Source organism: Polaribacter sp. OB-PA-B3, from assembly GCF_054589375.1.
In genome coordinates, this window is sequence record NZ_BAAIIX010000004.1 from 85,754 (window position 1) to 112,000 (window position 26,247).

At 29.8% G+C, this 26,247-nt stretch carries 23 protein-coding genes; 6 read left to right on the top strand and 17 right to left on the bottom strand.

What is annotated here, in order from left to right:
• The 3 genes from ACYPV9_RS09065 to ACYPV9_RS09075 all read left to right on the top strand — a co-directional run bounded on the left by ACYPV9_RS09065 (position 1) and on the right by ACYPV9_RS09075 (position 5,331).
• On the top strand, positions 1–1,008 hold the full coding sequence (locus tag ACYPV9_RS09065; RefSeq protein WP_459743145.1) for a DUF6695 family protein: 1,008 nt from the start codon (positions 1–3) through the stop codon (positions 1,006–1,008).
• Between the two features lie 100 nt (positions 1,009–1,108).
• Complete coding sequence (locus ACYPV9_RS09070; protein ID WP_459743147.1) at positions 1,109–4,015, top strand: PEP/pyruvate-binding domain-containing protein; 2,907 nt, start codon at positions 1,109–1,111, stop codon at positions 4,013–4,015.
• Complete coding sequence (locus ACYPV9_RS09075) at positions 4,015–5,331, top strand: serine hydrolase (protein WP_459743149.1); 1,317 nt, start codon at positions 4,015–4,017, stop codon at positions 5,329–5,331. Before ACYPV9_RS09070 ends, ACYPV9_RS09075 begins: the two co-directional genes overlap by 1 nt.
• On the opposite strand, the gene ACYPV9_RS09080 is transcribed toward ACYPV9_RS09075, so the two are convergent.
• The 3 genes from ACYPV9_RS09080 to ACYPV9_RS09090 all read right to left on the bottom strand — a co-directional run bounded on the left by ACYPV9_RS09080 (position 5,328) and on the right by ACYPV9_RS09090 (position 9,650).
• Positions 5,328–8,147 carry an NTP/NDP exchange transporter gene (locus ACYPV9_RS09080; protein WP_459743151.1) on the bottom strand — a complete coding sequence of 940 codons (2,820 nt, stop codon included), beginning with the start codon at positions 8,145–8,147 and terminating at the stop codon, positions 5,328–5,330. The two genes, ACYPV9_RS09075 and ACYPV9_RS09080, sit on opposite strands and share 4 nt — an antisense overlap.
• 22 nt (positions 8,148–8,169) lie before the next feature.
• Positions 8,170–9,075, bottom strand: coding sequence for a serine hydrolase (locus ACYPV9_RS09085; protein ID WP_299065332.1), 906 nt, complete (start codon positions 9,073–9,075; stop codon positions 8,170–8,172).
• Positions 9,076–9,167: 92 nt separating this feature from the next.
• A complete protein-coding gene (locus ACYPV9_RS09090) occupies positions 9,168–9,650 on the bottom strand; it encodes a DinB family protein (RefSeq protein ID WP_299065330.1) in 483 nt (160 codons plus the stop codon).
• A gap of 230 nt (positions 9,651–9,880) precedes the next feature.
• On the opposite strand from ACYPV9_RS09090, the gene ACYPV9_RS09095 reads away from it, so the two are divergent.
• A complete protein-coding gene (locus ACYPV9_RS09095) occupies positions 9,881–10,825 on the top strand; it encodes a hypothetical protein (protein WP_459743154.1) in 945 nt (314 codons plus the stop codon).
• Between the two features lie 370 nt (positions 10,826–11,195).
• Here ACYPV9_RS09095 and ettA read toward each other — a convergent pair whose 3' ends face one another.
• The 4 genes from ettA to ACYPV9_RS09115 all read right to left on the bottom strand — a co-directional run bounded on the left by ettA (position 11,196) and on the right by ACYPV9_RS09115 (position 15,844).
• On the bottom strand, positions 11,196–12,887 hold the full coding sequence (ettA, locus tag ACYPV9_RS09100; protein ID WP_079738383.1) for an energy-dependent translational throttle protein EttA: 1,692 nt from the start codon (positions 12,885–12,887) through the stop codon (positions 11,196–11,198).
• A gap of 60 nt (positions 12,888–12,947) precedes the next feature.
• Positions 12,948–13,130 (bottom strand): CAL67264 family membrane protein, encoded by a 183-nt coding sequence (locus ACYPV9_RS09105; RefSeq protein ID WP_299065325.1) that lies wholly within the window; start codon positions 13,128–13,130, stop codon positions 12,948–12,950.
• 103 nt (positions 13,131–13,233) lie between these two features.
• Positions 13,234–13,785: a hypothetical protein gene (locus ACYPV9_RS09110; protein WP_299065323.1), complete on the bottom strand. Its 552-nt coding sequence runs from the start codon at positions 13,783–13,785 to the stop codon at positions 13,234–13,236.
• A gap of 34 nt (positions 13,786–13,819) precedes the next feature.
• A complete protein-coding gene (locus tag ACYPV9_RS09115) occupies positions 13,820–15,844 on the bottom strand; it encodes an oxidoreductase (protein ID WP_459743157.1) in 2,025 nt (674 codons plus the stop codon).
• A gap of 155 nt (positions 15,845–15,999) precedes the next feature.
• Between ACYPV9_RS09115 and ACYPV9_RS09120 the strand changes: the two genes are divergently transcribed.
• On the top strand, positions 16,000–16,740 hold the full coding sequence (locus tag ACYPV9_RS09120; protein WP_459743159.1) for an SDR family oxidoreductase: 741 nt from the start codon (positions 16,000–16,002) through the stop codon (positions 16,738–16,740).
• Positions 16,741–16,765: 25 nt separating this feature from the next.
• A complete protein-coding gene (locus tag ACYPV9_RS09125; protein WP_459743161.1) occupies positions 16,766–18,145 on the top strand; it encodes an NAD-dependent succinate-semialdehyde dehydrogenase in 1,380 nt (459 codons plus the stop codon).
• Positions 18,146–18,208: 63 nt separating this feature from the next.
• Here ACYPV9_RS09125 and ACYPV9_RS09130 read toward each other — a convergent pair whose 3' ends face one another.
• The 10 genes from ACYPV9_RS09130 to ACYPV9_RS09175 form a co-directional block, all read right to left on the bottom strand.
• Complete coding sequence (locus ACYPV9_RS09130; RefSeq protein WP_459743163.1) at positions 18,209–18,919, bottom strand: pirin family protein; 711 nt, start codon at positions 18,917–18,919, stop codon at positions 18,209–18,211.
• 121 nt (positions 18,920–19,040) lie between these two features.
• A complete protein-coding gene (locus tag ACYPV9_RS09135; RefSeq protein ID WP_459743165.1) occupies positions 19,041–19,910 on the bottom strand; it encodes a pirin family protein in 870 nt (289 codons plus the stop codon).
• A 56-nt stretch (positions 19,911–19,966) separates the two neighbouring features.
• Positions 19,967–20,404: a MarR family winged helix-turn-helix transcriptional regulator gene (locus ACYPV9_RS09140; protein WP_459743167.1), complete on the bottom strand. Its 438-nt coding sequence runs from the start codon at positions 20,402–20,404 to the stop codon at positions 19,967–19,969.
• 32 nt (positions 20,405–20,436) lie between these two features.
• A complete protein-coding gene (locus tag ACYPV9_RS09145; RefSeq protein WP_459743169.1) occupies positions 20,437–20,697 on the bottom strand; it encodes a glutaredoxin family protein in 261 nt (86 codons plus the stop codon).
• Positions 20,687–21,223, bottom strand: a complete 537-nt coding sequence (locus ACYPV9_RS09150; RefSeq protein WP_459743171.1) for an NADPH-dependent FMN reductase — start codon at positions 21,221–21,223, stop codon at positions 20,687–20,689. The genes ACYPV9_RS09145 and ACYPV9_RS09150 overlap by 11 nt, the downstream gene beginning before the upstream one ends.
• A gap of 9 nt (positions 21,224–21,232) precedes the next feature.
• The gene (locus ACYPV9_RS09155) at positions 21,233–21,619 is read right to left on the bottom strand and encodes an OsmC family protein (protein ID WP_299065307.1); all 387 of its coding nucleotides are present in this window, start codon (positions 21,617–21,619) and stop codon (positions 21,233–21,235) included.
• Complete coding sequence (locus ACYPV9_RS09160) at positions 21,606–21,971, bottom strand: DoxX family protein (RefSeq protein ID WP_459743173.1); 366 nt, start codon at positions 21,969–21,971, stop codon at positions 21,606–21,608. Before ACYPV9_RS09160 ends, ACYPV9_RS09155 begins: the two co-directional genes overlap by 14 nt.
• A gap of 100 nt (positions 21,972–22,071) precedes the next feature.
• Positions 22,072–23,886 carry a sodium:solute symporter family protein gene (locus ACYPV9_RS09165; RefSeq protein ID WP_299065304.1) on the bottom strand — a complete coding sequence of 605 codons (1,815 nt, stop codon included), beginning with the start codon at positions 23,884–23,886 and terminating at the stop codon, positions 22,072–22,074.
• 100 nt (positions 23,887–23,986) lie between these two features.
• Positions 23,987–25,672 carry a hypothetical protein gene (locus tag ACYPV9_RS09170; protein ID WP_299065302.1) on the bottom strand — a complete coding sequence of 562 codons (1,686 nt, stop codon included), beginning with the start codon at positions 25,670–25,672 and terminating at the stop codon, positions 23,987–23,989.
• 39 nt (positions 25,673–25,711) lie between these two features.
• Positions 25,712–26,233, bottom strand: coding sequence for a hypothetical protein (locus ACYPV9_RS09175; protein ID WP_459743176.1), 522 nt, complete (start codon positions 26,231–26,233; stop codon positions 25,712–25,714).
• Between the last annotated feature and the right edge of the window lie 14 nt (positions 26,234–26,247).

Consider the following 26,247-nt stretch of genomic DNA (forward strand, 5'->3'; position numbering starts at 1 on the left):
ATGCAGCATTCAGACGGAATAATCATTATTCTTTCGTATCCAGATACGGTTGTAAGACCAGCTTACTGGGAAACTTTAAGTAATTTCTGGCCAAAAATTGGTATTGGCAGTAAACACGCTGTACAAGCTGGTCACGCGGCTTTGTTGTTATTAGAAAAAGGAAATAATACTATACAATATTTCGATTTTGGTAGATATATTACAACCTATGGTAATGGTCGTGTTCGTTCTGCAGAAACAGATCCAGAATTGAAAGTTACAATTAATGCTGAGTTTAAAAATGACAAATTAATAAACTTAGAAGAAATTTTACTTTGGATAGAAAGTAATCCTCAAAAAACGCATGGAGATGGTAGATTAGTTGCTAGTATTCATGAAGATATCAACTTTAATAAAGCACAAACCTTTATTAAAAACCTAATTGATTCAAAAGAAATTCCTTATGGTGCTTTTTTAAAAAACGGCACAAATTGCGCAAGGTTTGTAACCGATACTATAATAGCTTCTACAAATAACAATAAGATTGGTAAAAAATTAAAAAAATCTAATTTACTTACTCCAAGCCCTATAGGCAATGTTATTAAAGCAACTACAAGCAATACAATTTATTGTATTTATAACCAAAAAGTTAAGTCTTACTTAAATAGATCTATTCTAAAAGAATATAAAGCATCTTTTTTTAAAAAATTTAATGGCGAACCTAATTTAAAAGGAACGGAAAAACCCAATTTAGACGTATTTAATTTAATAAACGGAACTTGGTTGGGCGGAATTGGAAGCGGTGCTTGGTTTAAAATTGAAGAGAAAATTGACAATCAAACCTATAAAATTGCAAGATATGATGCTTTAGGAAACAAAGATTTTGAAAGTTATTTTTGGTTAAATGATCCCGAATTTAATTACTTAAAAAAGTACATTTTTATACATCCAACCAATTGTAAAGAAGTTTATATTCAGCAAAATAACTCTAAATTTACTTTTACTCAAATCATTTCTAAAGCAAATTAAGTAATTTTTAACTCAATCAATATTTTTGTTACTCTATTTAAGTTTTTAGGTACACTATTACATTTTAAAAAATTAGATTTGTTATATCAAACAACAAATCATGAAATTAAAACTACTATTCTCTTTTGCTTTTGCGTTATTAATTGGAACAATTAATTATGCTCAACAAAAATCTAACAACGATATAAAAAAACTAATATCATCTTACAAAGATGATATTCGTGGGCCTTACTACAGAATAAAATGGTATTGTAAAGACGGTTCTGTTAGAGATGCTAAAGATCCATGTCCAGATTCTATTGGCGGTGGTATTCAGCATGCATCTTTTAAACAATCCGTATTAGACCTAAGAAAAACAAATCATGTATTTTTCGGAGAAATTTTAGCCAGCTTAAACAATCAAGATTTTTTAGATTCAGAAAATAATTATAGCAGATTAAAGCAATATCAATTAGGTAAATATCTTGCAAGTATAGATGATGGTTGGATTCTAAAAAAAGGACAATACTACAGAGGTTCTGTACAATCTGAAGATGAAGAAGCTTGGGGAAAACAGTTTTTTGAAACTATTTTGAAAGACGATAGTTTTGTTAACAATAATTATTATTTGTTAAGACAAGCTTTAAAAGACATACCTCACAATGGCGATTCTAACATTGCACAACAAATGCGTAGCGAATCTAAAGTTTTAGCAGACGAAATATCAGAATTTATGGATGTCAGAATAAAAATTCATGGTAATCCAGAGAAATCAGATATTTATTTAGTGCAGAACTTTATCAAAAAAAATGCTTCTAAAATTAATACAAAACAGAAGAAAATTTTTGACAAACTTCTACAAACAATGCAAGAGTTTTACGCAGCTTTAAATTATAAAACTATTGCAAGTGAAGTTTCTAAAATTAAAGATAAAAATAATGTTTTAAGTAGTTTAAATGATTTTATAAATGAAGATAAATCTAATTTAAGCGCTAAAGATATTGTTATAAAAATCACAGAAAACTTAGACTTTTTAAGATATAATATCACTTTATTTAATAGTAGTAAAGACCGTTTGATACTTTTAGATTTAACCAATCAATTAGAAAAAATTTTATTGATAGAAACTCAAAAATGGCAACCAGAAACTTTAGAAGAAACAATCTTAAAAACACAAACTTTAACTTGTGCATCTTATGCAACTGGTTTGGTAGAAGCTTGGGAGTTCGATTTGATAAAACCAATATACGCAACAACACTTTTAAATGATAAGATAACGCAAAAAGAATTAAATACTTTGGTTACTTGTGCGAGAAGAATTGTAGAATGGAGCACTTCTTTAGTAAAAGCAAACTACCAAGAAACTGTAAATATTTATGCCGATTTTGAACCTTTTGCTTATGGTTTTATAGACGATAGAATTCGTAATTCGATTACATTAAACTTAGGCGAAACAGTAAGTAAACTAAATAGTTTTGCTGCTAATATTTCTAATGTTAACAATAATGTTATGAATATAAGCAACCAAGGTTCTATTAGGGGTTTAAATCCTGGTTATGCATTTGGTAAGTTAATTGTTGTTGATGGTAATCCAGAAAATATTGAAGTAAACACAAACAATATTTATATTTTTCAAAAACCACCTTCAGATTTAAAACCTGTTGCTGGTATTATGACCGTTTCTGAAGGAAACTTAGTTTCCCACGTGCAATTATTAGCAAGAAACCTAGGAATACCTAATGCCGCTTTGTCTAATGATAATTTAAAATCATTAGAAAAATATGCAGATAAAAATGTTTTTTACGCTGTTTCAAATAAAGGTAATGTTATTTTAAAATTAGAAAATGACATGACGGATGAAGAACAAAAGCTGTTCGACAAAAAAGAAAGAACTAAAAATATGATTGAGGTACCAACCGATAAATTAAGGCTAGATGTATCTAAAATTATAAATATGAAAGATGTAAAAGCATCTGATTCTGGTATATTATGCGGACCAAAAGCTGCCAATTTAGGAGAACTAAAAAATCTATTTCCAGATAAAGTAGTTGAAGGTATTATTATTCCTTTTGGTATTTTTAAATCTCATATGAATAAAGAAATGCCATCAAAAAATAAAACTTACTGGCAGTTTTTAAATGAGACTTTTAATAAAGCAGCACAATTAAAAAAAGAAAACGTTGCTGAAGATGCAATCGAAAAATTTGTAATAGCATCTTTAAAAGAATTGCATACAGCTATTTTAAATATAGATTTAGACGCTTCATTCATAGAAGATTTAAAAAGCAATTTTTCATCAGTTTTTGGCGATAATTTAGGCAACGTTCCGGTTTTTTTAAGAAGTGATACCAATATGGAAGATTTAAAAGAATTTACAGGAGCTGGTTTAAACCTAACTTTGTTTAACATTCTAAAGGAAGAAAAAATAATAAATGGTATAAAGCAAGTTTGGGCATCGGCTTATTCTGAAAGGAGTTTTAAATGGCGCCAAAAGTACCTATTAAACCCAGAAAATGTATATCCATCAATATTAATTATACCAAGTGTAGACGTAGATTACTCTGGTGTAATGATTACAAAAGGGATAAACGAAGGATCTGAAAATGATTTAACAGTTGCATTTAGTAGAGGCGCTGGTGGCGCCGTAGACGGGCAATCTGCAGAAACCAGATTAATTACAGAAAAAAGCAGCTTTTTATTAAGCCCTGCAAGACAACCAGATTATATTAGACTTCCTGCAACCGGAAGTACCAAAAAATATTATACAACCTTTAACAAGCCTATATTAAACTATAATAATGTTAACGAAATAAGAGAATTAGCATCAGAAATAAGACAAAAAATAGATAAACAAAATAAAGAAAACCACGCTTATGATGTTGAATTTGGTTTTAAAGACAACAAACTTTGGCTATTTCAAATAAGACCATTTGTAGAAAATAAACAAGCTAAAAGTTCTGATTATTTAAACGCTATTTCACCTAAAGTAGATATTAACAAAGAAATTAAACTAAAAGAAAAAATATAATGATTAAAGGAAAACACTTATTAATAGCCGTTTTGGTTTTAGCTTCATTTGGCTTTATTAAATACCCAATTGATGGTTATGAAAGAACAGGAATTGCTAGATTGTACCAACTTAGAAAATTTCAACTAGATAGTGTTAGGTATACAAGAATACCTGCCGGAGCTTATAAAAATTTAGCAGACATAAAACTAAACTTAACGAAAAGAAAAAAAGATAGTGTAAACGATTTATTAATTTCTGATAAAGATTTTGAAAGAAAATTAAAGAGAATTATTCCTTCTGGCGCTTACTCTATGACTGCTTTAGACATGAGTAATCCCGATAATTTAAAATATGCAGAACATAGAGAAAATGTGGGGTATCAACCCGGAAGTGTAGGGAAAATTGCTGTTTTATTAGCCGTATTTGATCAATTACAAAAACTGTGTCCAGATTCTTTTGACGACAGAGCAAACTACCTAAAAAATATAAAAGTTACTGCGAGATATTGGGGTACCGGAGATCATCATACAATACCAATTTATGATATCAAAAATGATAAATTAACAAAAAGACGCGTAATTGCTAGTGATGAATTTTCTCTTTACGAATGGTTAGATCACATGGTTTCTGTAAGTAATAACGGTGCCGCAAGTGTAATGTATAGAGAGGCAATGTTAATGGCTGCATTTGGTCAAGATTATTTCTTTTTAGATGCAGAAAAAGCAGAAAATTACTTTAAAGAAACACCAAGAGATTCTTTAACAAACTTAGCGCATACAGTAGTAAACCAACCTTTAAGAAAATTAGGAATTACAGAAGATGAATGGAAATTAGGCGGAATGTTTACAAGACCTGCTGGTAAATACGTTGGTCGTAAAGGTGGAAGTATTGGTACACCTAAAGGTTTAATGAAATTTTTATTACAATTAGAGCAAGGTAACGTTGTCGATGAAGCCTCTAGTTTAGAAATGAAAAGACTTTTATATTTAACCGATAGAAGAATTAGGTACGCAAAATCACCGCGATTAGATAGTGCTGCTGTTTATTTTAAGTCTGGTAGTTATTATAAATGCGATAGAGAAAAAAATCCGGATTGTAAAAGTTATGCAGGTAATGTTTTTAATTATATGAACTCTGTTATTATTGTTGAACATCCAAACGGAATAAAGTACATTGTTTGTTTGATGTCTAATGTTTTAAACAAAAATTCTGCCGGTGCCCATATGTATCTTGCTAGTAAAATTGATGATATTATTGATGAAGCTAATCCTAAAATAAAACCAGTTATAAAAGAGGAAGAATATAAAAGTGATGCAGATGAAGAAGATAATTAATGATTATTAGATATAAATAGATGATATGCTTTGGTGGCAAAAGCTTTTGCATCTGCATTTCTAAATTGTTTTAAAGGAAGTAATACAGAAATTAAATTCTTGTTGTTAGATATTTGAACATATTTAATAACAAGAATTTTTAATTTAAAATTTCCCATTCTAATAATTCTTCTAAGAGCCTTTCTTTCGTTTAATTGATTTAAATTTATAATGGTAGATTTATAATTAGCATCATCAACTACATAATACTCTATAATTGGCAAAACCATGGTTTTAATTTTGCTTTGTAAAATATTATCTAAAAACTCTAAAGAATTAATTTTTGCTTCTTTTATTTCACTCTGAATTCCGATATACGTCATCTTTATATCTTCGGGATTATACACCAGACTTAGAAGATTAAATATTGCCTTTAAATTATTATCTAAAAGTATTTCTAATTCTGTAATTAAATGATTTCTAACAACATTTAATTCGGCCATTTCTACTCCTGATAAATTAGCTTCTGTAGCTGCCAAATTTTGAATAGATACTATAATTTCTAATGTATTTTTATAATAACTACTTTCTCTTAAAATTTGGTTTTTTATAATTCTAGAACTTACCGTTAAGTTTTTATTTTTCTTTAAAATTTTAACCAAAGAATTAGATGTATACAACCTAGTTACAGCATTTCTACTTCTTAACAAACGCAGTAATATTTTTACAGATTTTTCATTATTAAAAGATTCTACAACTCTTGGTAAATGTTTTTTAATAGATGGTTTCAAAACCCCTTTTTTATCTAATTTAAAAAGATAGTCTATTATTTTTGGCCCATAATTTTTAAGCGCCTTTACAGCTCTTTTACGATATTTCTTTTTTAATAAGAGATTTAATAAATCATCAATAAAAATTTCATCAGAAGTTATACCCGCAGCAATTGTAGCAAACTTAGCAACATACGAGTTACTATCTTTTAAATGCTTACTAATTAAATGATAATTATTTGTCATTCTTGCATAAGCAATACTCATTAACAAACCAGCTAAAACCTCTTGTCTATCTGATAAATTACCATTTTTAAGAGCTACTACTTTTTCTTCTAATCTGCCCAAAACATTATATTTTAAACCAAGTTTGGCATTGTTATAGCTTTGTTTTGCTAAAGAATGTAATGCTCCGTTAGCAATATACTCATTAGAGTGATTTAAGTATTTATTAAAAAATGAAGCATCAGAAATTGGCGAATGTGCTAAAATATAATCCAAAGCAATATATACTAGTAAATCATCTTTTTCGAATACTAAAACTTCTACTTTATCTAAAATATTTACACTATCAAAAGCATCTAAATACTCTATAGCTTTAGTTTTAATTTTATTTGAAGGATGCTCTAGAAGCCTAATTATTGCTTGATTAAAATTGGTTTGTTTATAATCTTTTAACCGATCTAAAGCACTTAAAATAGCCTCTTCATTTCCGCTAGAGAGAATCTGTTTAACATCTGCAATTGTGTTAGTTCTTTTTTTACTTTTTACAGTTTCTAACGTAAGCGTTTTCTGAATATTTTCTTTAAAAGACGTAAAATATGCTTCTCTTAATTTGTAAATAAACAATATCCAAACAAACGTAAAAAATAAGATAATTACCGTTATATATGTTGTGTCTAAGTTTAATCTTTTAATCAGAAAAATTAATAAGAACCCTGCAAAACCAGTTGCTATACTATCAATTACTACATCAATATATGACTTTGCCTGATTTTTAACTTGAATTGGAATTGGCATTATAGACAACTCTATTGCTGCTTTGTTAACAGATTGTTTTGCACTACCATCGATACCTTTAATGATGATTAAAACCCATAATTCTGGAAAAGTTAAAAATAATAAACTTCCAAACGCAATAGTTAATGGTAAAATTAACAAAGTAGTAGAAACACCTAATCTGGTTAATACTTTGTTGGTTAAAAACAATTGAATTACCAATGCAATTACATTAAATGTAGAGAACCAAAATCCAAAAAAGGCAGCTAAGTCATCAGAATCTGGTAATGCTTTTTGAGCAAAATCACTAAATTGAAAATCAACCAATTTTGCAACAACTACTCCAATACCTGTAATTAAAGCTATGTATGTTAAGTGTTTAGAGTTCTTAATTAATTTTAAAGAAGAACTTTCTAAGTTTTCTTGATTTGCAATTACTTGTTTTCTTTTAAAGGTATTAAGAAATTTAATTTTTAAATTATATACTTTCTTTAAAATAGGAATACAAACTAAAATTAAAGCTGCAGCCATAAAAATAGCGACTTCATTTCCAAAACTAGTTGCAATAATACTTGTTAAATATCCGCCAAATATACCTCCAGAAATAGCACCTGCACCTATAAAACCAAAGTTTCTTTTTGCTTCTCTTGCATTAAAAACCATGTTTGCAAATAACCAAAACTGAGAAGTAGCAACTACTGCAAATAAAGAAATAAATGTGTAGTAGAAGTATAACAGCCAATTACTAATAACAGTAAACTTTATAATAAAACCTAAAGCAATAAAGGCAATACTAAAAACTATTAAAGAGATTACGGTTACTTTTACCAAAGAAAAATATCGAATGGCCCTATTGTAAAAATAAGAAGTTAAAACCGCAATACTTGCTACTAAAAGATAACCAAGTGGTAAATTATCTGCACCTAATTTAGATACAAAAAGTGCATTTACTGTTGGCTTAACTATTAGTAAAGTTGTTATTATTATAAATATATATAAGAACATAAAAAAAGAGATGCTTATTTCATCATCTCTTAATCCAAATGTTTTTGTAATAATTTTTTTCACGATTTAATTGTCTTCAAACAGATTATAAAGAACGTGATTTTTTTAATACTTTTTCTAACGGTCTTACTAAATTTCTTATTATTTGTTCACCATAATCATTGTCTATCAAGGCTACAATAATGTATTTTCTTTCTGGCCCCCAAACTAAAGCAGAATCTGAGTGATAATTTCTCCAAGAACCAGATTTTCTATAAACTGTAGCCTTTGGTGCAATTTTGTCTAAAGTATTCACAAATTTGTGATGCAACTTCGGATCTTTCATAATTTCTAACATCTCAGCAGATCGTTCTGTACTTATTAAATTACCCAATGCCAATTGATAATAAAAGCTACATACTTGTCTTGTAGTTGCCGCATGACTTAGTCCTTTTAAAGGATCTGGATTTCTTTTACCAGAAGCAGCATACCTCTTACCTACCCATAAACCTCCACCAACATTCTCATCATATAATTTATTTTTTGGCGCTCTTAACACCTCTTCAATTTTCTTGTAACCAAGTCTATCTATCATTCTAGTTGAAGCCTGATTGTTAGATTTACTAATCATTAAACGTAAATCTTTTTTAATTTCATCGGTATATTCTAATTCATCATTTTCTATAGCATCCATAGCGGCTAAAAGAATCGCAATTTTTGGTAAACTTGCGGCATACATCATAAAATTATCATTCATCCCTGCATATCTATAATTTGTAGAATCACTTAAATCTACAATACCAATAGACATTTGCTTACCAGCAATTAATCGTTTCCATTTTTTATTGGAGTTAATCTCATTAACTAAGATTGTTTTTAACCCTGGATCTTCTATTTGAGCAATAGGATCTATCTCTGCAACATGGCTTATCGGTAAGCTCTGTCCGTAAACAACAGTAGATAATAAGATTGTAAGTGTTAATAAATGATTCTTAATTTTCTGTAAATACATATTTTAATTATTTTATTAATAACTACACACATAATACAATATATATACCATCTTACAAGTAATAGATGTTAATGTTATCTAAAAACACAAAACTAACGTTTAACTGTACTAGGATTAAAACCAAAATCTGCAACAGGTAATTCGATTCCTAATTGATAAATAAGATAACCAATACTCGCATAATGATGTGTAGTATGACTCTGTGCTTGCATTAGGGCTGCTGCAACCGTATAGCTTGCGGTTTCATTTCCTAAACCTACATTGTCACAAACTTTAACGCTTTTATTAAAATCATCTTTACTAATTTGATGTAATCTTTTGATTACAGTCTCAAAGTATTGTATTCCAACTTCAATTTCATTTTCTGCGCATTCATTTCGTTCTCTAACCGATAAATCTATATAACCACCATCTAAGCCATTAAATATACACGAATAAACATCTAAAATATGCCTCATATGGCAACCTATACTTGAGTGATAAGGTCCTACGGATTTATTTCTGTATTGCTCATTAGAAATATTTTTTAATAATTGTACTCCTCTTTGTAAATTCTGCTCGATGGCTTCAATCATAAATATTTTCTGTTAACAGTCGTAAAAAGTTTTTCTAATTTACAAGATATTTTCGGATTTATAAAATTCGTAATCAATTAAAAAACAAACAATTAAATAAATTATTTTATACAAAACAGACATTTTGTAATCGTATATATAAATTTTTGGCACACTCTTTGAAAATAATCTAACCAAATGCGGATGTCGAAAAGCAATTAGAGTAGACAAAACCCTTAAAACCATATATTATGAAAAAAGGTATACTTATTTTATTAGGATTGTTCATGATGGTTTCTACTGTTGAAGCCAAAAACGGCAACTATTTACCAAACAACATTAGGGTTAATTACTCTTACAATGAAGCTGTAAACTTTACAGAAAGAGGAATTGATTTTTTTATTTTTACAAACGGAGATTTCGATTTTGATACAAATTATAATAATACATATTACGATTATAATGGTGTTAGAACAAGAACTGTAGGCGTTACGATTAAAAGAGATTTTAGAGGACGAATTAGACGTGTAGGTAATGTTTTTATTAATTATGATTATAGAGGAAACGTATCTAGAGTTGGTAATGTCTTTATGAGATATTATAGAAACAGACTTACCAATGTTGGTAATTTAACTGTAAAATACAACAGATACGGAGAACCGATTTTTTACGGTGAGGTTAAAGACAATTATTATTTTGATAACGGTGTTCGAATTAATTTAAATATTGGAAGCATTTATAATTATAATGATGCATATTTTTTTAAGAGAGACTTTAGAAGAAACTTTACAAAGTTTAGAGAAGATAGTAGATATTATTACTATAGATCTAACAGAAATAGTAAAGGAAAAAAAAACAATATTATAAGACGAAGAAAGCCAGTAACTAAAAAAGCGATAAACGCTAATAGACGTCATATAACTTATAGAAAAGCAAATACTACTAGAAATACTAACACTTCTAGAAATGAAAATACAAGAACAACTAGAAATACAAAACCTAACAGAAACAATTCTATAACAACTCGTAGAAATAATACAGTTGATACAAGAAGAAAGGTTGTAACTAAAAAAGGTAATTCTAAAAGAACTGTTAAAGAAATAAAAAAAGTAGTTACTAAAAAACCAGTTGTAAGAAAAAGAACAACTAAAAACAATAAGGAAAAAAAAGGAACTTCTAGAAGAAGAAATAATTAAAACAGGTATTTATACCTATTTACAAAAACAGAGATTATTTTACATTTGTAAAATCAATTTATAATTTCAAAAATGCTTAATGATTAATGAATTGTGATAGGAGAAGTAGAAGTTAAAAGTCCCATTTTTTATATAAAAAATGGGACTTTTTAATTGTATTTATTATTATAATATCGATAGTTAATTCCTAAAAACCAAACCCACTATCAAAACAAGTTCCTGGTACCGGTTCGTCTATGCAAGTTTGCCCTCCATTACCATCACTATAACATCTTTTTCTAGTCTCACAATCACTTTCTTCTTCACACGAGTAAAAAGATATGACTACCAGTAATATTATTAATTTAAAGACATATTTTTTCATAGCTTATTAACGAATTAGCTTTTTATATTTAATACGTTTTGGCATTAAATCTCCTCCTAAACGTTTCTTCTTATTCTCTTCATAATCAGAGAATGATCCTTCGAAGAAATACACTTCACTATTACCTTCAAAAGCTAAAATGTGCGTACAAATTCTATCTAAAAACCATCTATCGTGACTAATAACAACCGCACAACCTGCAAAGTTTTCTAAACCTTCTTCTAAGGCTCTTAAAGTATTTACATCTAAATCGTTTGTTGGCTCATCTAAAAGTAAAACATTTCCTTCTTCTTTTAAAGTCATGGCCAAATGTAACCTATTTCTTTCTCCACCAGAAAGAGTCGAAACTTTTTTGTTTTGCTCACTTCCAGAGAAATTAAAACGACTTAAATAAGCACGAGAATTAACTTGCTTACCACCCATCATAACTAAATCTTGTCCGTCAGAAAAATTCTCCCAAATTGTTTTATCAGGATTAATATCTGAGTGCGCTTGATCTACATATGCAATTTTAGCTGTTTCACCAACTTTAAAACTACCGTTATCTGGGTTTTCTTCTCCCATAATCATTTTAAAGATTGTTGTTTTACCAGCACCATTTGGCCCAATGATACCAACAATACCCGCTTGTGGAAGGTTAAACTCTAGGTTTTCATATAAAATTTTATCATCAAATGCTTTAGAAACCCCAGTAGCTTCAATAACATTGGTTCCTAATCTTGGTCCGTTTGGTATAAAGATCTCAAGTTTTTCATCAACTTGTTTTTGATCTTGACTCATTAACTTATCATAGTTTTTCAAACGAGCTTTTTGCTTTGTTTGTCTACCTTTAGCGCCTTGCTTTACCCATTCTAACTCTCGTTCTAATGTTTTTTGACGTTTAGAAGCTGTTTTACTTTCTTGTGCCATTCTATTAGATTTTTGATCTAACCAAGAAGAATAATTTCCTTTCCAAGGTATTCCTTCTCCTCTATCTAATTCTAAAATCCAACCAGCAACATTATCTAAGAAATATCTATCGTGAGTAACAGCAATAACGGTTCCTTTATATTGTGCTAAATGATGTTCTAACCAATGTACCGATTCTGCATCTAAATGGTTTGTTGGCTCATCTAATAATAAAATTTCTGGTTCTTGTAATAAGAGTCTACATAGAGCAACTCTTCTTTTTTCACCTCCAGAAAGTACTCCTATTTTCTTATCAGAATCTGGAGTTCTTAATGCATCCATTGCTATTTCTAACTTGGTATCTAATTCCCACGCATTAGCTGCATCAATTTTATCTTGTAATTCTGCTTGTTGCGCCATTAACTTTTCCATCTTATCGGCATCAGAATATACTTCTTCTAAGCCAAACATGTCGTTAATTTTGTTATACTCATCTAAAATGGCAACTGTTTCTGCAACACCTTCTTTTACAACTTCTAAAACTGTTTTTTCTGGATCTAATTGTGGCTCTTGCTCTAAATAACCCACTTTATAACCTGGTGAAAAAGTAACATCACCTTGAAAATTCTTTTCTACACCTGCAATAATTTTTAACAAAGTAGATTTACCCGAACCGTTTAAACCAAGAATACCAATTTTGGCTCCATAGAAAAAACTTAAATATATATCTTTTAAAACTTGCTTTCCTGTAGATTGATAGGTTTTAGAAACCTTATTCATCGAAAAGATAACTTTCTTATCGTCGCTCATTTTTATTATTTTATAAATTTATTTTTGAAAAATTGCTACTAAAATTAGTAGACTTAAAAACTATACTCTTCCTTTTAGGGCGTTAAAAACCCAAGCAATCGCAAAAAAACCGGCACCAACTGCAGCAAAACCCCAACCTGCAACATCATCATATCTAAAAGCACCCAATGCTATTAAACCCAAACCTACAAGTATCATTATAAATGTTGCCCACGCAAGCACTGTATTCTTATTCATTCCCATAATTTGTAAATAGTTATTTCTGGCGCAAATATCGTTAATTTATTCTGTTTCTAAAACTTGTTGAAAAGTATAGCTTAAGATAACTTAGATTTGCAGAAAGTATTTAATATCTTCTACCACCCATTCCTGGACCATTTCTTCTTCCCATCATACTCTGTGAACCATTATTATTTTGGTTTTTTGGTGCTTTTGGTAGTAATTCTCTTTTTTGTGCCTTTTGATATTTAGTCCATTTTTTAAATTGTTTTTTATTTAAAAAACTTTTTAATTCTTCGTTTAAAACCTTTTCATGCACATCTATGCTATCTCTTATTGGTCTTATTGTTTCTCTAACTTGTTTACCTACTTTCTCTGCCAAATCTCTATTAGAATACAATTGTTTTCCTAAAGAGTTTATAGTAAGTTCTAATTGTTGAAGTTTTGCAGAATTTAAAAAAGATATTTTTTTAATTTTATCGTTATACTGTCTAAGAACTTTTATTGTTTTATTCTTAGTTTCATCATCTTTCACTTTTATTTTAGGAGGTACTTCAGCAAAATTATAGTAAAAAATATTTGCAGAATTTTTTGCGTTGTATTTAGGAAATTCTCTCTCTTGCTGCGCAAAAGAAAAATATGCTGTAAATAATGCTAAAAATAATATTGCTTTCTTCATGTTTTTTAATTTAATAGCAAAAATATAAAAAGAATTATAATTTTGCGGCTAATCTACTACCTTGATTTATGGCTCTTTTAGCGTCTAATTCTGATGCAAAATCTGCACCACCAATTACGTGTACTTTTTTATTTGCATCCAATAAAGGTTGATACAATTCTTTAAACGGAGTTTGACCCGCACAAACTACAATATTATCTACTTCTAAAACCTTGTTTTCGTTATTTTGCGTGTAATGTAAACCTACGTCATCTATTTTAGTGTAAGCTACTTCACCTATAAATTGTACTTTTTTCTTTTTAAGTGTAGATCTATGAATCCAGCCCGTAGTTTTCCCTAAATTATGACCAAATTTACCTTTACTTCTCTTAAACATAAAAATTTCTCTTGGTGAAGGATGATATTCTGCCTTAACACCCTCTATACCAGAACGTGCTTCTAAGGTTTTATCTATTCCCCATTCTTTTAACCAAGCATCAATATTTTGAGATGTTGCTTCTCCTTCATGAGATAAGTATTCTGATACATCAAAACCGATTCCTCCTGCTCCTATAACCGCAACTCTATTTCCTACAGGCTTTTTATGTTTTAAAACATCTAAATAACTTAATACTTTTTTATGGTCTGCGCCATCTATTTTTAGCTCTCTAGGTTTGATTCCCGTTGCTAAAACAATTTCATCATAATTAGAAGTTTTTAAATCTTCTAAAGAAACTTCGGTATTTAATTTTAAAGTAACATTATGCAATTCAATTTGTTTTTTAAAGTAACGTAAAGTTTCATAAAACTCTTCTTTACCTGGTATTTGCTTAGCAACATTAAATTGACCTCCAATTTCATTTGCAGCATCAAATAAAGTTACATCATGCCCTCTTTGTGCTGCGACAGTTGCTGCAGCTAAACCTGCAGGTCCTGCACCAACAACAACAACTTTTTTAGCAACGTCTACTGGTGTGTAATTTAATTCAGTTTCATGACAAGCTCTCGGATTTACCAAACAACTTGCTACTTTCTGCTGAAAAACATGATCTAAACACGCCTGATTACAACCAATACATGTATTAATTTCATCATCTTTTTCTGCTTTCGCCTTATTTACCCATTCTGGATCTGCTAAAAATGGTCTCGCCATAGAAATCATATCTGCATCTCCTTCTGCAAGTACTTTTTCTGCAGTTTCTGGCATATTAATTCGGTTAGAAGTAATTAGCGGAATCGATAATTCTTCTTTCATTTTCTTAGTTACCCAAGTAAACGCAGCTCTAGGCACTGAAGTAGCAATTGTAGGAATTCTAGCTTCGTGCCAACCAATACCAGTATTAATAATTGTTGCACCAGCTTTTTCTATTTCTTTACCCAATTGTACAACTTCTTCCCATGTAGAACCATTTTCTACCAAATCTAACATCGAAAGTCTATAAATTATAATAAAATTTTCGCCAACAGCTTCTCTTGTTTGCTTAACCAATTCTATTGGTAGGCGCATTCTGTTTTTATAATCTCCACCCCAAGAATCTGTTCTTTTATTGGTTCTTTTTGCTATAAACTGATTGATTAAATAACCTTCTGAACCCATTATTTCTACACCATCATAACCAGCTATTTTAGATAGTTTAGCAGAATTTACAAAATCTCTAATTGTTCTTTTAATACCAGATTGCGTTAACTTAAATGGTGTAAAAGGTGTTATTGGCGATTTAATTTTAGACGGCGCTACATTAAAAGGATGATAACCATAACGCCCAGCATGCAAAATTTGCATACAAATTTTACCTCCTTCTTTGTGTACAGCCTCTGTTATTTTCTTATGATGTTTGGCATGTTTTTTTGTAGACATTCTAGAAGAAAACGGTCCTGTCCAGCCTTGTATGTTCGGCGAAATTCCACCGGTAACAATTAATCCAACTCCACCTTTTGCTCTTTCTGCATAATAAGCAGCTATTCTTTCTAAACCATTTTTTTCTTCTTCTAAACCTGTGTGCATAGAACCCATTAAAATTCTATTTTTTAACGTTGTAAAACCTAAATCTAAGGGTTCAAAAATGTGCTTATATTTCATAATTGTCTTTTTAAATTTACTATGCATGCATAATACTTTGCAAGATATGTTTATTTTTTCAACTTAAAAAGTAAAAGAGCTAAATACAAATTTAAATGAACTAAAAGTAACCTTACCTTCTAAGTAGCTTTGTAGAAATAATAAAACTTAAAGATATGAAACTTAATAATAAAGTAATAATAGTTACAGGTGCATCTAGTGGAATTGGAAAAGCAACTGCAATTAAACTTGCCAAAAACGGGGCTTCTGTAGTATTGACCTCTAGGAGTGAAGACAAATTAGAAGAAATAAAAGAATCCATAGAAAATAATGATGGTAAAGCTCTTGTAATAACTTGCGACGTTACCAATAAGGACGACTTTTCGAAATTAGTAGAAAAAACAATTCAAGAATTTGGTACCGTAAATGCAATTATTAACAATGCAGGGTTAATGCCTTTATCTTATATAGAGAAGTTAAAAACTGATGAATGGGAAACAATGGTAGATGTAAATATTAAAGGTGTTTTAAACGGAATTGCTGCCGTTTTACCTACGTTAATAGAAAATAAAGGAGGTAATATTATCAATATTTCTTCTACCGCAGCGTATAATTACTTTCCTGGTGGGGCCGTTTATTGTGCTACTAAATCTGCAGTAAAAATGTTTTCTGAAGGTTTAAGAAAAGAAATTACACCTAAATACGGAATTAATGTAACATCTATTGAACCTGGTTCTGTAAACACAGATCTTTTAAGTACAATTACTGATGAAGATATTAAAGAAGAATTAAAAGAGATGAAAGAGATGACAAGTTTAGAAGCAGAAGATATTGCCGATGCCATTTTTTACACATTAACCCAACCAGAAAGGGTAAACGTAAACGACGTTCATATTTTACCAAGTGAACAAAAATAATCATTAATTAAAAAAAACACTCGTCATGAGCAAAGAACATATAATCACAATAAATCCCGCAACAGAAGAAAAGTTAGATGAATATACTTATTTAACAGATAAAGAATTAAAAAATAATATCGAAGCATGTAATACTGCTTTTTTAGATTGGAAACTAAAACCAGTTAAAGAAAGAGCTAAAGTTATCGAAGCAATTGGTAAAGAATTGACCAAGAATAAAACAGAATTAGCCAAACTTATGACTAACGAAATGGGGAAAATCATTAGTCAAAGTGAACACGAAATTGATTTATGTACAGGTATTTGTAACTATACGGCCAAAAACGGACCAGAAAATTTAGCTACTGAAAAAAGAACTTTAAGTAATGGTAATGATGGTTTAGTTGCCTACTCACCAATAGGAATTGTGTACGGCATTCAACCATGGAATTACCCATCTTATCAAGTAATTAGATATGCTATCGTTAATCTAATGGCTGGTAATGGTGTGTTACTAAAACATGCATCTAACGTTACAGGAACAGGTCAATTTTTAGAGAAAATTTTTGTTGATGCAGGTTTACCTAAAGGATTATTTCAAGCCTTAAAAATATCCCACGATCAATCGGATACAATTATAAAAAACAAACATGTTAGAGGTGTTACTTTAACAGGTAGTTCTGATGCTGGTAGAAACATCGGAGAAAAAGCAACTGCAGAGTTAAAAAAAGTTGTTTTAGAACTTGGTAGTAATGATGCTTATCTAGTATTAGAAGATGCCGATTTAGAAATAGCAATTGAAGAATGTGTGAAAGGTAGAATTTATAATAACGGAGAAACTTGTATCGCTGCAAAAAGATTTATTGTTGTAGAGAAAGTATATGAAGACTTTAAAAAGGGATTTGTTAAAGCAATGAAAAACGTTAAAGTTGGTAACCCATTAGAAGATGGAGTAGATATGGGACCCATTGCGAGAAAAGATTTAAGAGAAACTTTACACGAACAAGTAGAAAAAAGTGTTAAAAATGGTGCCGAAATTCTATGTGGTGGTAAAATACCAGATGGTAAAGGATATTTTTATCCGGTTACAGTTTTAGGTAATGTAAAACCTGGGCAACCAGCATACAGTGACGAACTATTTGGACCAGTAGCTTCTTTAATTAAAGTTAAAGATGAGCAAGAAGCTATAAAGGTTGCTAATGATAGTAGATTTGGTTTAGGTGGCGGAATTTTTACAAAAAACATCGAAAAGGCAAAAGAAATAGCAACCAACCATTTTGATACTGGTATGGTATTTATCAATACTTTTGGTATAGCAGATCCTGCAATGCCATTTGGTGGCGTTAAAGATTCTGGTTTTGGTAGAGAACACGGTGGTTTTGGTATCAAAGAATTTGTAAACATTAAATCTATTGTTTTAGGATAACAGATTTCACATCATAAAAAAACCCTATTCTTAACTGAATAGGGTTTTTCTTTTTAACACATTTTAAAATTGCATAGGAATATCTATAATTAATAATTTACTGTCTTTATTTGCTTTAATTTTCACCAAATCAGTTTCATAAATACCTACAGCATCTCTTTTATTTAAAATAACATCTTCTATTTCTAGTGCACCATCTATTAAGAAAAAATAAGCTCCATTTTTTAAACGATATTCGATGTTAAAATCTTTATCTAAATCTATCATAGACAAATATCCTTGCTGGTTTATTGGCAAAGAACCATCAACTAATTTATCTTTTGGTGAAACCAATGTTTGAAATTGATTCTTTCTACCTGATTTTTCAAAATACTTTTGATTATAATAGGGTGTTACATTTTCTTTCTCTGGAATTATCCAAAGTTGAAGAAAATTAACTTCTTCGGATGAACTATCATTAAATTCTGAATGCGTTACACCAGTTCCGGCACTCATAACCTGTACTTCACCAACTTCTATTGCTCGCTTATTTTGCATGCTATCTTTGTGAGATAAAGAACCAGAAATTGGTATAGAAATTATTTCCATATTTTTATGAGGATGGGTGCCAAACCCCATTTTTGGTTGTACAACATCGTCATTTAAAACTCTTAAAGCACCAAAATTCATTCTTTCTAAATTTTGATAGCTTGCAAAGCTAAAAGTATGGTATGAATTTAACCATCCATGATTCGCAAAACCTCTTGTTTCTGATTTGTGAATTATTTTTTTCATCTCTAAACCTGTATAATTTCTTCTAATTTATGTGTTGATGCGTTAGTGATTGCAACGGCATCCTTTTTGCTTTTTCGGCAAAAAGATATAGTGGAAAGCACGCCCCTTTTCGGGGAACGCCCTAATACAAATAGCCCATTTTACCTTGCTGATAATCTCTCATTGCTTCTAAAATTTCTGTTTGAGTATTCATAACATAAGGTCCGTATTGCGTTATTTTCTCTTTAATTGGATTGCCAGAAAGAATTAACAAATTGCTTTCTTTTTTAGCTGAAAAATTAATTAAAGAACCGTCTTGATTAAATGTTATCATTTGGTTTTTACCTTTGGATAACTCTTCTGAATTATTAACCAAAATCTCGCCATCTAATAGGTAAATTAAAGATTGATGCATTTTTGGTATTTCGATTTCTATAAAGCCATTTTCTTTAGCATTTACAGTATAAACATTTACTTCTGTTTGTGTTTGTACTAAACCAAAAGTTTCTTCTAAATTACCCGCTACAATATTAATTGCTACTTTTTTATCTTTTGATGTAATTTGTGGTATTTGCTCTTTTTCTAAATGTTGATAATTAGGAGTTATCATTTTAGATTTAGCTGGCAAGTTTAACCATAATTGAATTCCTTCTAAATCGCCACCTCTTTTAACAAATTCTTTAGTTGGTGCTTCCGCATGAATAATACCACGACCGGCAGTTGTCCATTGCACACCTCCAGCTTTCACAATCATTTCGTTACCCAAAGAATCTCTGTGCAATTGTTCTCCTTTAAATAATAATGTTATCGGTTCAAAACCTCTGTGAGGATGCGGACCTAAATCAAAAGGATTATTGAATTCTGAAATAGCATAAGGACCATAATGATGTAATAATAAAAAAGGGTCTACATTCTCTAAACCATTTGATGGTAAAGGTTGGCGAAGTTTTATGGGCCCCATATTAACCAATGGACTTTCTACTACTTTTTGAATAGTTTTATATTTTTTCATACTTTATAAATCCTTGTTAATATATTTCCCAAGGAAAATATATTTTTAAATTTTTTTTATCTTATTTTATCTAAAAGATTGCTTAATGTTAATGCTTCTTCTTCTGATAACTTGTCTAAAAAAGATACGTTTTTAAAATCGTCTATTTTAGATAATAAATGTAAACCTTGTTGTGTTATTTGCACATAAACAACTCTTCTATCATGTTCACAACGTTCTCTTTCTATTAAGTTTTTATCACACAACTTATCCATTAATCGAGTTGCATTTGGTGCTCTTTCTATCATTCTATCTTTGACAACCTGCACCTTAATTTTAGCTTTTGCACCTCTTAATATTCTTAAAATGTTGTATTGTTGCGGCGAGATTCCGTGAGGTTTAAAAAAATCGTTTTCTCTACTACTTAACCAATTAGAAGTATATTTAATATTTATTAAAGCTTTTACTTTATTACTTGTAAACTTAGAATTGATATCTTTCGAAATGTCTCCCATCTGCTACTGTTTTTTATTTTCAAGTTAAAGTTTTAAGCTCTTAACTTTAAATCTTGCATTATCTTATTAAATTCTTCTGTAGTTGGTGTTAAATACACTTTTTCATTTACAATTAACGTAGGAAATTTAGCTACACCATTGTATAATTCTTTACTGTGTTCTCTTGCTTCTACATCTTTAGAAATATCTTTATATGTATAAGGCACCTCTGTAGAATTTAAAAAATTTTTAAATGCTACAGTATATGCATGACCTTGTTTACCGTATAATACGATGCTTAATTTATTGCTCATTAACTAATTTTTCGAAGGTGTTTACTTGTTCTTTTAATGCTATTAGAAGATCTTCTCCTGTAATTTTACCTTCTTTAAAATTATCGTAAAAACTTGGTAAAGAAAAGGTAACAATATTACTAGCACCATGTCTAGAAAATCTTTGCTCACCAGCACTTAAAACAAATTGACCGCCCATTCCGCCTGGTGAAGTTGCCATTAATAATAATGGTTTATCTCTAAATACTTTTACGTTTATTCTAGAGCTCCAATCGAAAATATTTTTAAAAGCGGCAGCATAAGAGCCATTATGTTCTGCTAAAGAAACTATGAATCCGTCATAACTATCTAAGCTAGTTGTAAAGTTTTTAATATCTTCTGGAAAACCGTTTTTCTCTTCATCTTCGCTATAAACGGGTACTTTAAAAGCAGCAAAATCTATCACTTCAAAAGCTAAGTTTTCTAAATTTTCTGCTGCAAAAGTAGCTAACTGTTTGTTTATCGATGTAGAACTTGTGCTTCCTGCAAATGCTAATATTTTTTTCATACTAATTTTTTAAATAATTTTTGATTCTATTCTAGTTTCTCCTTTTACCATTTTTGCTACCGGACATTTTCCTGCAATTACAAGTAATCTCTTTCTTTGTTCTTCTGTAATTTCTTTCTCAAAAGAGATTTCTTCCGTTAAAAATTTCTCATTATTTTCTACTAATTGAGTAACTTCTACGTCTATCTCGCCTACATCCCATCCTTTCCTTTCAGAATACATTCTTAAAGTCATGGCTACACAACCACCAATTGCAGTTAATAAATATTCTACTGGCGTTGGTCCGTTATCATCTCCTCCATCGGCAACAGGTTCATCTAAAGTTAAAAAATGATTTCTAGCTTTTGCTTCTGCTAAATAATTTTTATTTGATAAAGTAACTTTAGAGTTTGTCATGATGTATTTTTTTTGAAGTGATGTATGAAGTAATCAAAAGAATCATTGCAACTAAAGCACCAATTTGCTCACCATCGCTAATCATTACATGGGCAAAAAACGCTAAAATAAATGCAAAGAAAAAACTGGCATATGCCCATTCTTTAATTACGCTTTTGGTAAAAAACCAAATTGCAATTAACCCCAAAATCTTAGCAATAGCATACGGATAAATAATGTAAGTTGGATATCCAAAATTGGTAAACATTTGAGCTACTTCTTCATGATTAAAAAAGTACATGCCCGCAGAAAAAAACATCAATAGTGTTAACAATCCTGTGGAAATATAATATATAATTTTTACTGATTTCATTCTTTAGTGAATTAATTAGAGTACAAATTTACAAAATAAAAATTTATTTACCAAGGAAAATAAATACATGGAAGTATTTACTAGTTGTAAAAAAAGTAAATTACAATATTGTGCTCTTTATTTTTTTAAGAAGTTTTATTAAAAATATAGAAGAGACAATAACTAAAGATGTTAAAATAATTGCTTGTGTATAATCACCATAAATCCAAAAGCCAGTTGCAAACAAACAACTATAAATTAACACACAACTAAGCAACATTGCTAAAATTGCATTAGGTAAACTCCAATTTTTTTCTGTTGAACCAAAACTTATGCCTTCTGTTTTTGCTTTGGCAATAACCGAGCGCCAACCTGCACCACTTGGCAAAATATTTTTATAGAATAATCGAAGAGTTTCATCTTTTTCTGGTGGAGTTAAAAAGGTAACTGCCAACCAAATTATTGTTGTTACTAATACTACAAATGGAAATTGAAACCAAATAGGAAAAATTCCATCTTCTACTCCGAATAAAATAGTTTTTAAAGATGTAAAATTTAACAATATCGAAATTATTCCAGATGAAAACATTGCAGAAATTTCACTCCAAGCATTTATTCTCCACCAAAACCATCTCAAAATAAATATTAAACCAGTACCTGCCCCAAACATGATAATAATATCAAATACTTGTTTCACATTTGTTAAAGTTAAAGCTAACAAACCACTTATAATCATCATTAATATTGTACTTATTCTACCAACATTTACCAATTGTTTTTCAGTGGCTTCTTTCTTTATAAAACGTTTATAAAAATCATTTACAACATAAGAAGAGCCCCAATTTAAATGTGTAGATATTGTACTCATATACGCTGCAATTAAAGATGCTAAAACGATTCCTAAAATACCTTTTGGTAAAAAGTTTAACATTGCAGGATACGCTAAATCATTCCCTAATTTATCTGCAGGAATATTAGGAAACGCACTTTGCAAACTTGCAATATCTGGATATATTACCAAAGATGCCAAAGCAACTAAAATCCAAGGCCAAGGTCTTAGGGCATAATGTACAAAATTGAAAAAAAACGTGGCACCTATTGCGTGGTTTTCGTCTTTTGCGGCTAACATTCTTTGTGCGATATAACCTCCACCTCCTGGTTCTGCTCCAGGATACCAAGAACTCCACCATTGTAATGCTAACGGAATAATTAAAATTGTAATTACTGTATTTATATCATTAAAATCTGGCAACATATTTGTTTTTGTAGCCACTAATTTATTATCAAATAACCTTTCTAAACCACCAACTTCTGGTAAATTTACAGCATAATAAGCGGCAGCTAACGCCCCAAACATTGCAATTATAAAAAGTAAAAAATCGGTATAAACAACACCTCTAAAACCACCAAAAGCAGAAAATATTACTGTAACAGATCCTGCGTACAGAACAACTTCCCAAGGTTGAATACCTAACATTATTCCGCCAATTTTAATAGCTGCTAATGTTACTACAGACATTACCAAAATATTAAAAATAACACCCAAATAAATAGACCTAAAACCTCTTAAAAAACTTGCAGCCTTACCGCTATATCTTAATTCGTAAAACTCTAAATCTGTAGTTACTCCAGATTTTCGCCAAAGTTTGGCATAAACAAAAACCGTAAGTAAACCTGTAATTAAAAACGTCCACCAAACCCAATTACCTGCCACACCATCTCCTCTAACAATATCTGTAACTAGTAATGGTGTGTCTGCAGCAAATGTAGTTGCAACCATAGAAAAACCAAGCAACCACCAAGGCATTGATCTGCCAGAAAGAAAAAATTCTGAAGAACTTTTTCCTGATTTTTTAGATACTACAAAACCAATTAACAAAATAACTGAAAAGAAAAGAACGATTATAAAATAATCTAATGCAGATAGTGCTATCATTTATTTAATTTATTTTTTAATAAAATAATTTATTCAAAAATAGGTAAATAAATTTTATGCCAGTTTTGTCAAAAGATGTAATACAAGATAACTAGAAATACTAGTTCATTTTGATAGAATCAATCTTTTTTTGTAGTTCTTTAATCTTTTTAAAATCTAATTCTTTTTTTGAAATAAGCTTAATAGAATCTAAAATAGATTTATTTTTTTCTAGAATTGTTTGTTCTTTTTCAAAGTAAATATTTCCGTTTTCACTTGCTCTCCAAGCTTCGTTTAATTGAATGTAGACATCTTCATTCCAAGTACTTGGTTTTTTTGCATCAATCCAAATAACATCTCTATATTCACTATCTATTAATGCTAAATCTGGGGTTGCAGAACCATCAAACTGTGCATTTTCTTTTTTTATCGCAGAAATTGTACTTAGAAAAAACATTCTCTTTTTACCCGCAATATTTTTAATGTAAGGTCTAAATTCTACTGGCTTATTTGCAGACCAGTCATATTCTTTTCTAGATTCTATTACTTTTAAAGGCATTGCAGAAACACCTGCATAACCTTGTTTTTTAGAAGCATGATCGTAATAATATAATTTATCGGTTCCATCCGCAGGAATAAAAACACTAAATGTTAAACTTGTTCTTTCGTCTCCAACAGGTTCTAGACCAAACCAATGATACAAACCGCTAAAAGCACCAGTTTTTGTATCAGAAAAATCGAAATCTGTTACAAACGGCTGCTGATTTTGGTCGTCTGGCAAGTCCGGAATTTTAACTGCCGTCTTCATATTCCATGGCAAAGGATCTCTAAAACCTCCTAAAAACTTTAAGCTTTCTGCTTGTAAACGAGATACTTTTTCTGATAACGTATTTTGCTTTGTTAAGTATTCGTAATTCTTCATTTCATCTGGCGAAATATAAATTCCTTTACCAATTGTAATTCTTTCTAAATAATCATTAAAATCATGTTCTCCGCTTTCAACAACCATTACACCTCCAAAAGTTGGATACGGAAAAAAGAAACCTTTCCACTTAATTAAACTTACTACTTGTACCCATGCGCCTTTATCATTTTTCATATAATAAGTATCGCTTGGTTCGTAATTAAATAACATCCACGGATTTAATCTTTGCACAACAGCATTGTAAGTATTTCTACTAAATTTTAAAGATTCACCAATAGAAAAAGTTACAGGAATTCTATTTTCTGATGAAAAACGAGGAAAAGGAGTTGTACTAGATACTGAAAAAACCTCTTCTGTGTTGTCTTTAATTCCTTGCCAAACATATTTTTCGGTTGGCTGAATTGCCATTGTCCATTGATTATGACCATCGACTCTTACCAAATGCGGTAAAGAAACATCTTTGGTTTCTCCTACGGATTCATTTGCCATAGAAAAAATGTTTCTTAAGGGCTGAATTCTTTCATTTTGAGTTAATGGTAACTCAACAATTTCGATTCTTTGCAAGCTATTAAAAACATTATACGTTTTCATATAATCGTAGAATTTCAAGTTCCAACCTACATAATAAACAACTGCGAAGAAAATCGTTAAAAAAACTAGAATACCAATTCTTTTGCCTGTACTTGCAGATTTTCTAAACGTTCTTAGACTAAAAAACAAGATTATAAAACATAATAATATGATAAAAATAAACTTTCTAACAAATAATAATGCTGGTTGATAATCATCTCTTAAAAAGAACAACAAACCAAGAGTTATGATACTTAAAAACACAACTGTTTTTTTTTGTCTTGGGCCTTTATTCCAGTAATTCTTAATCATTTTTTAAATTTTAATTTTATACAAAACTACTTTAGATACTTATAATAAACCTTTGTCTTTTAAACGTTCTCTAGCACTTTTCTCTTCTACCTTGTTTTCTTTAATTTCTTCTTGTGCTTTTTTAATGGCAACAGGTTCTTCTGTTTTTAAATCTTTAACAAAATCTTTTCCTTTTTCTAAAACATCATTAAAGGTATCGCCTAAATTTTCTGATTGTTCTTCTATAATTGTAGAAGACTTAAAAATAAAACCAGCAATATAAGTACCTAATAATGTACCAAAAATCATCGAAGTAAATAATGAAACAGTAGTAATATCTATCGGAATTATAAAGCGTGCTACAAGAACTAAAACTAAGAAAAACGAACTTATATACACAAGTCTTAATAAAAAGTTTTGCTGATAAATAAAACCTTTTTTATTTGTAGCCTCCATTTGCAACTCTTTAGAATTCATTATTTTATTAAAGAAACTATATAGTTTATTTCCTTGAGATTCTCGCCAGTACAAAATAATACCAAATAGTATCGATGCTATAAAAATTATAAGTTCTAGTGTCATATAGTTTATGTTAT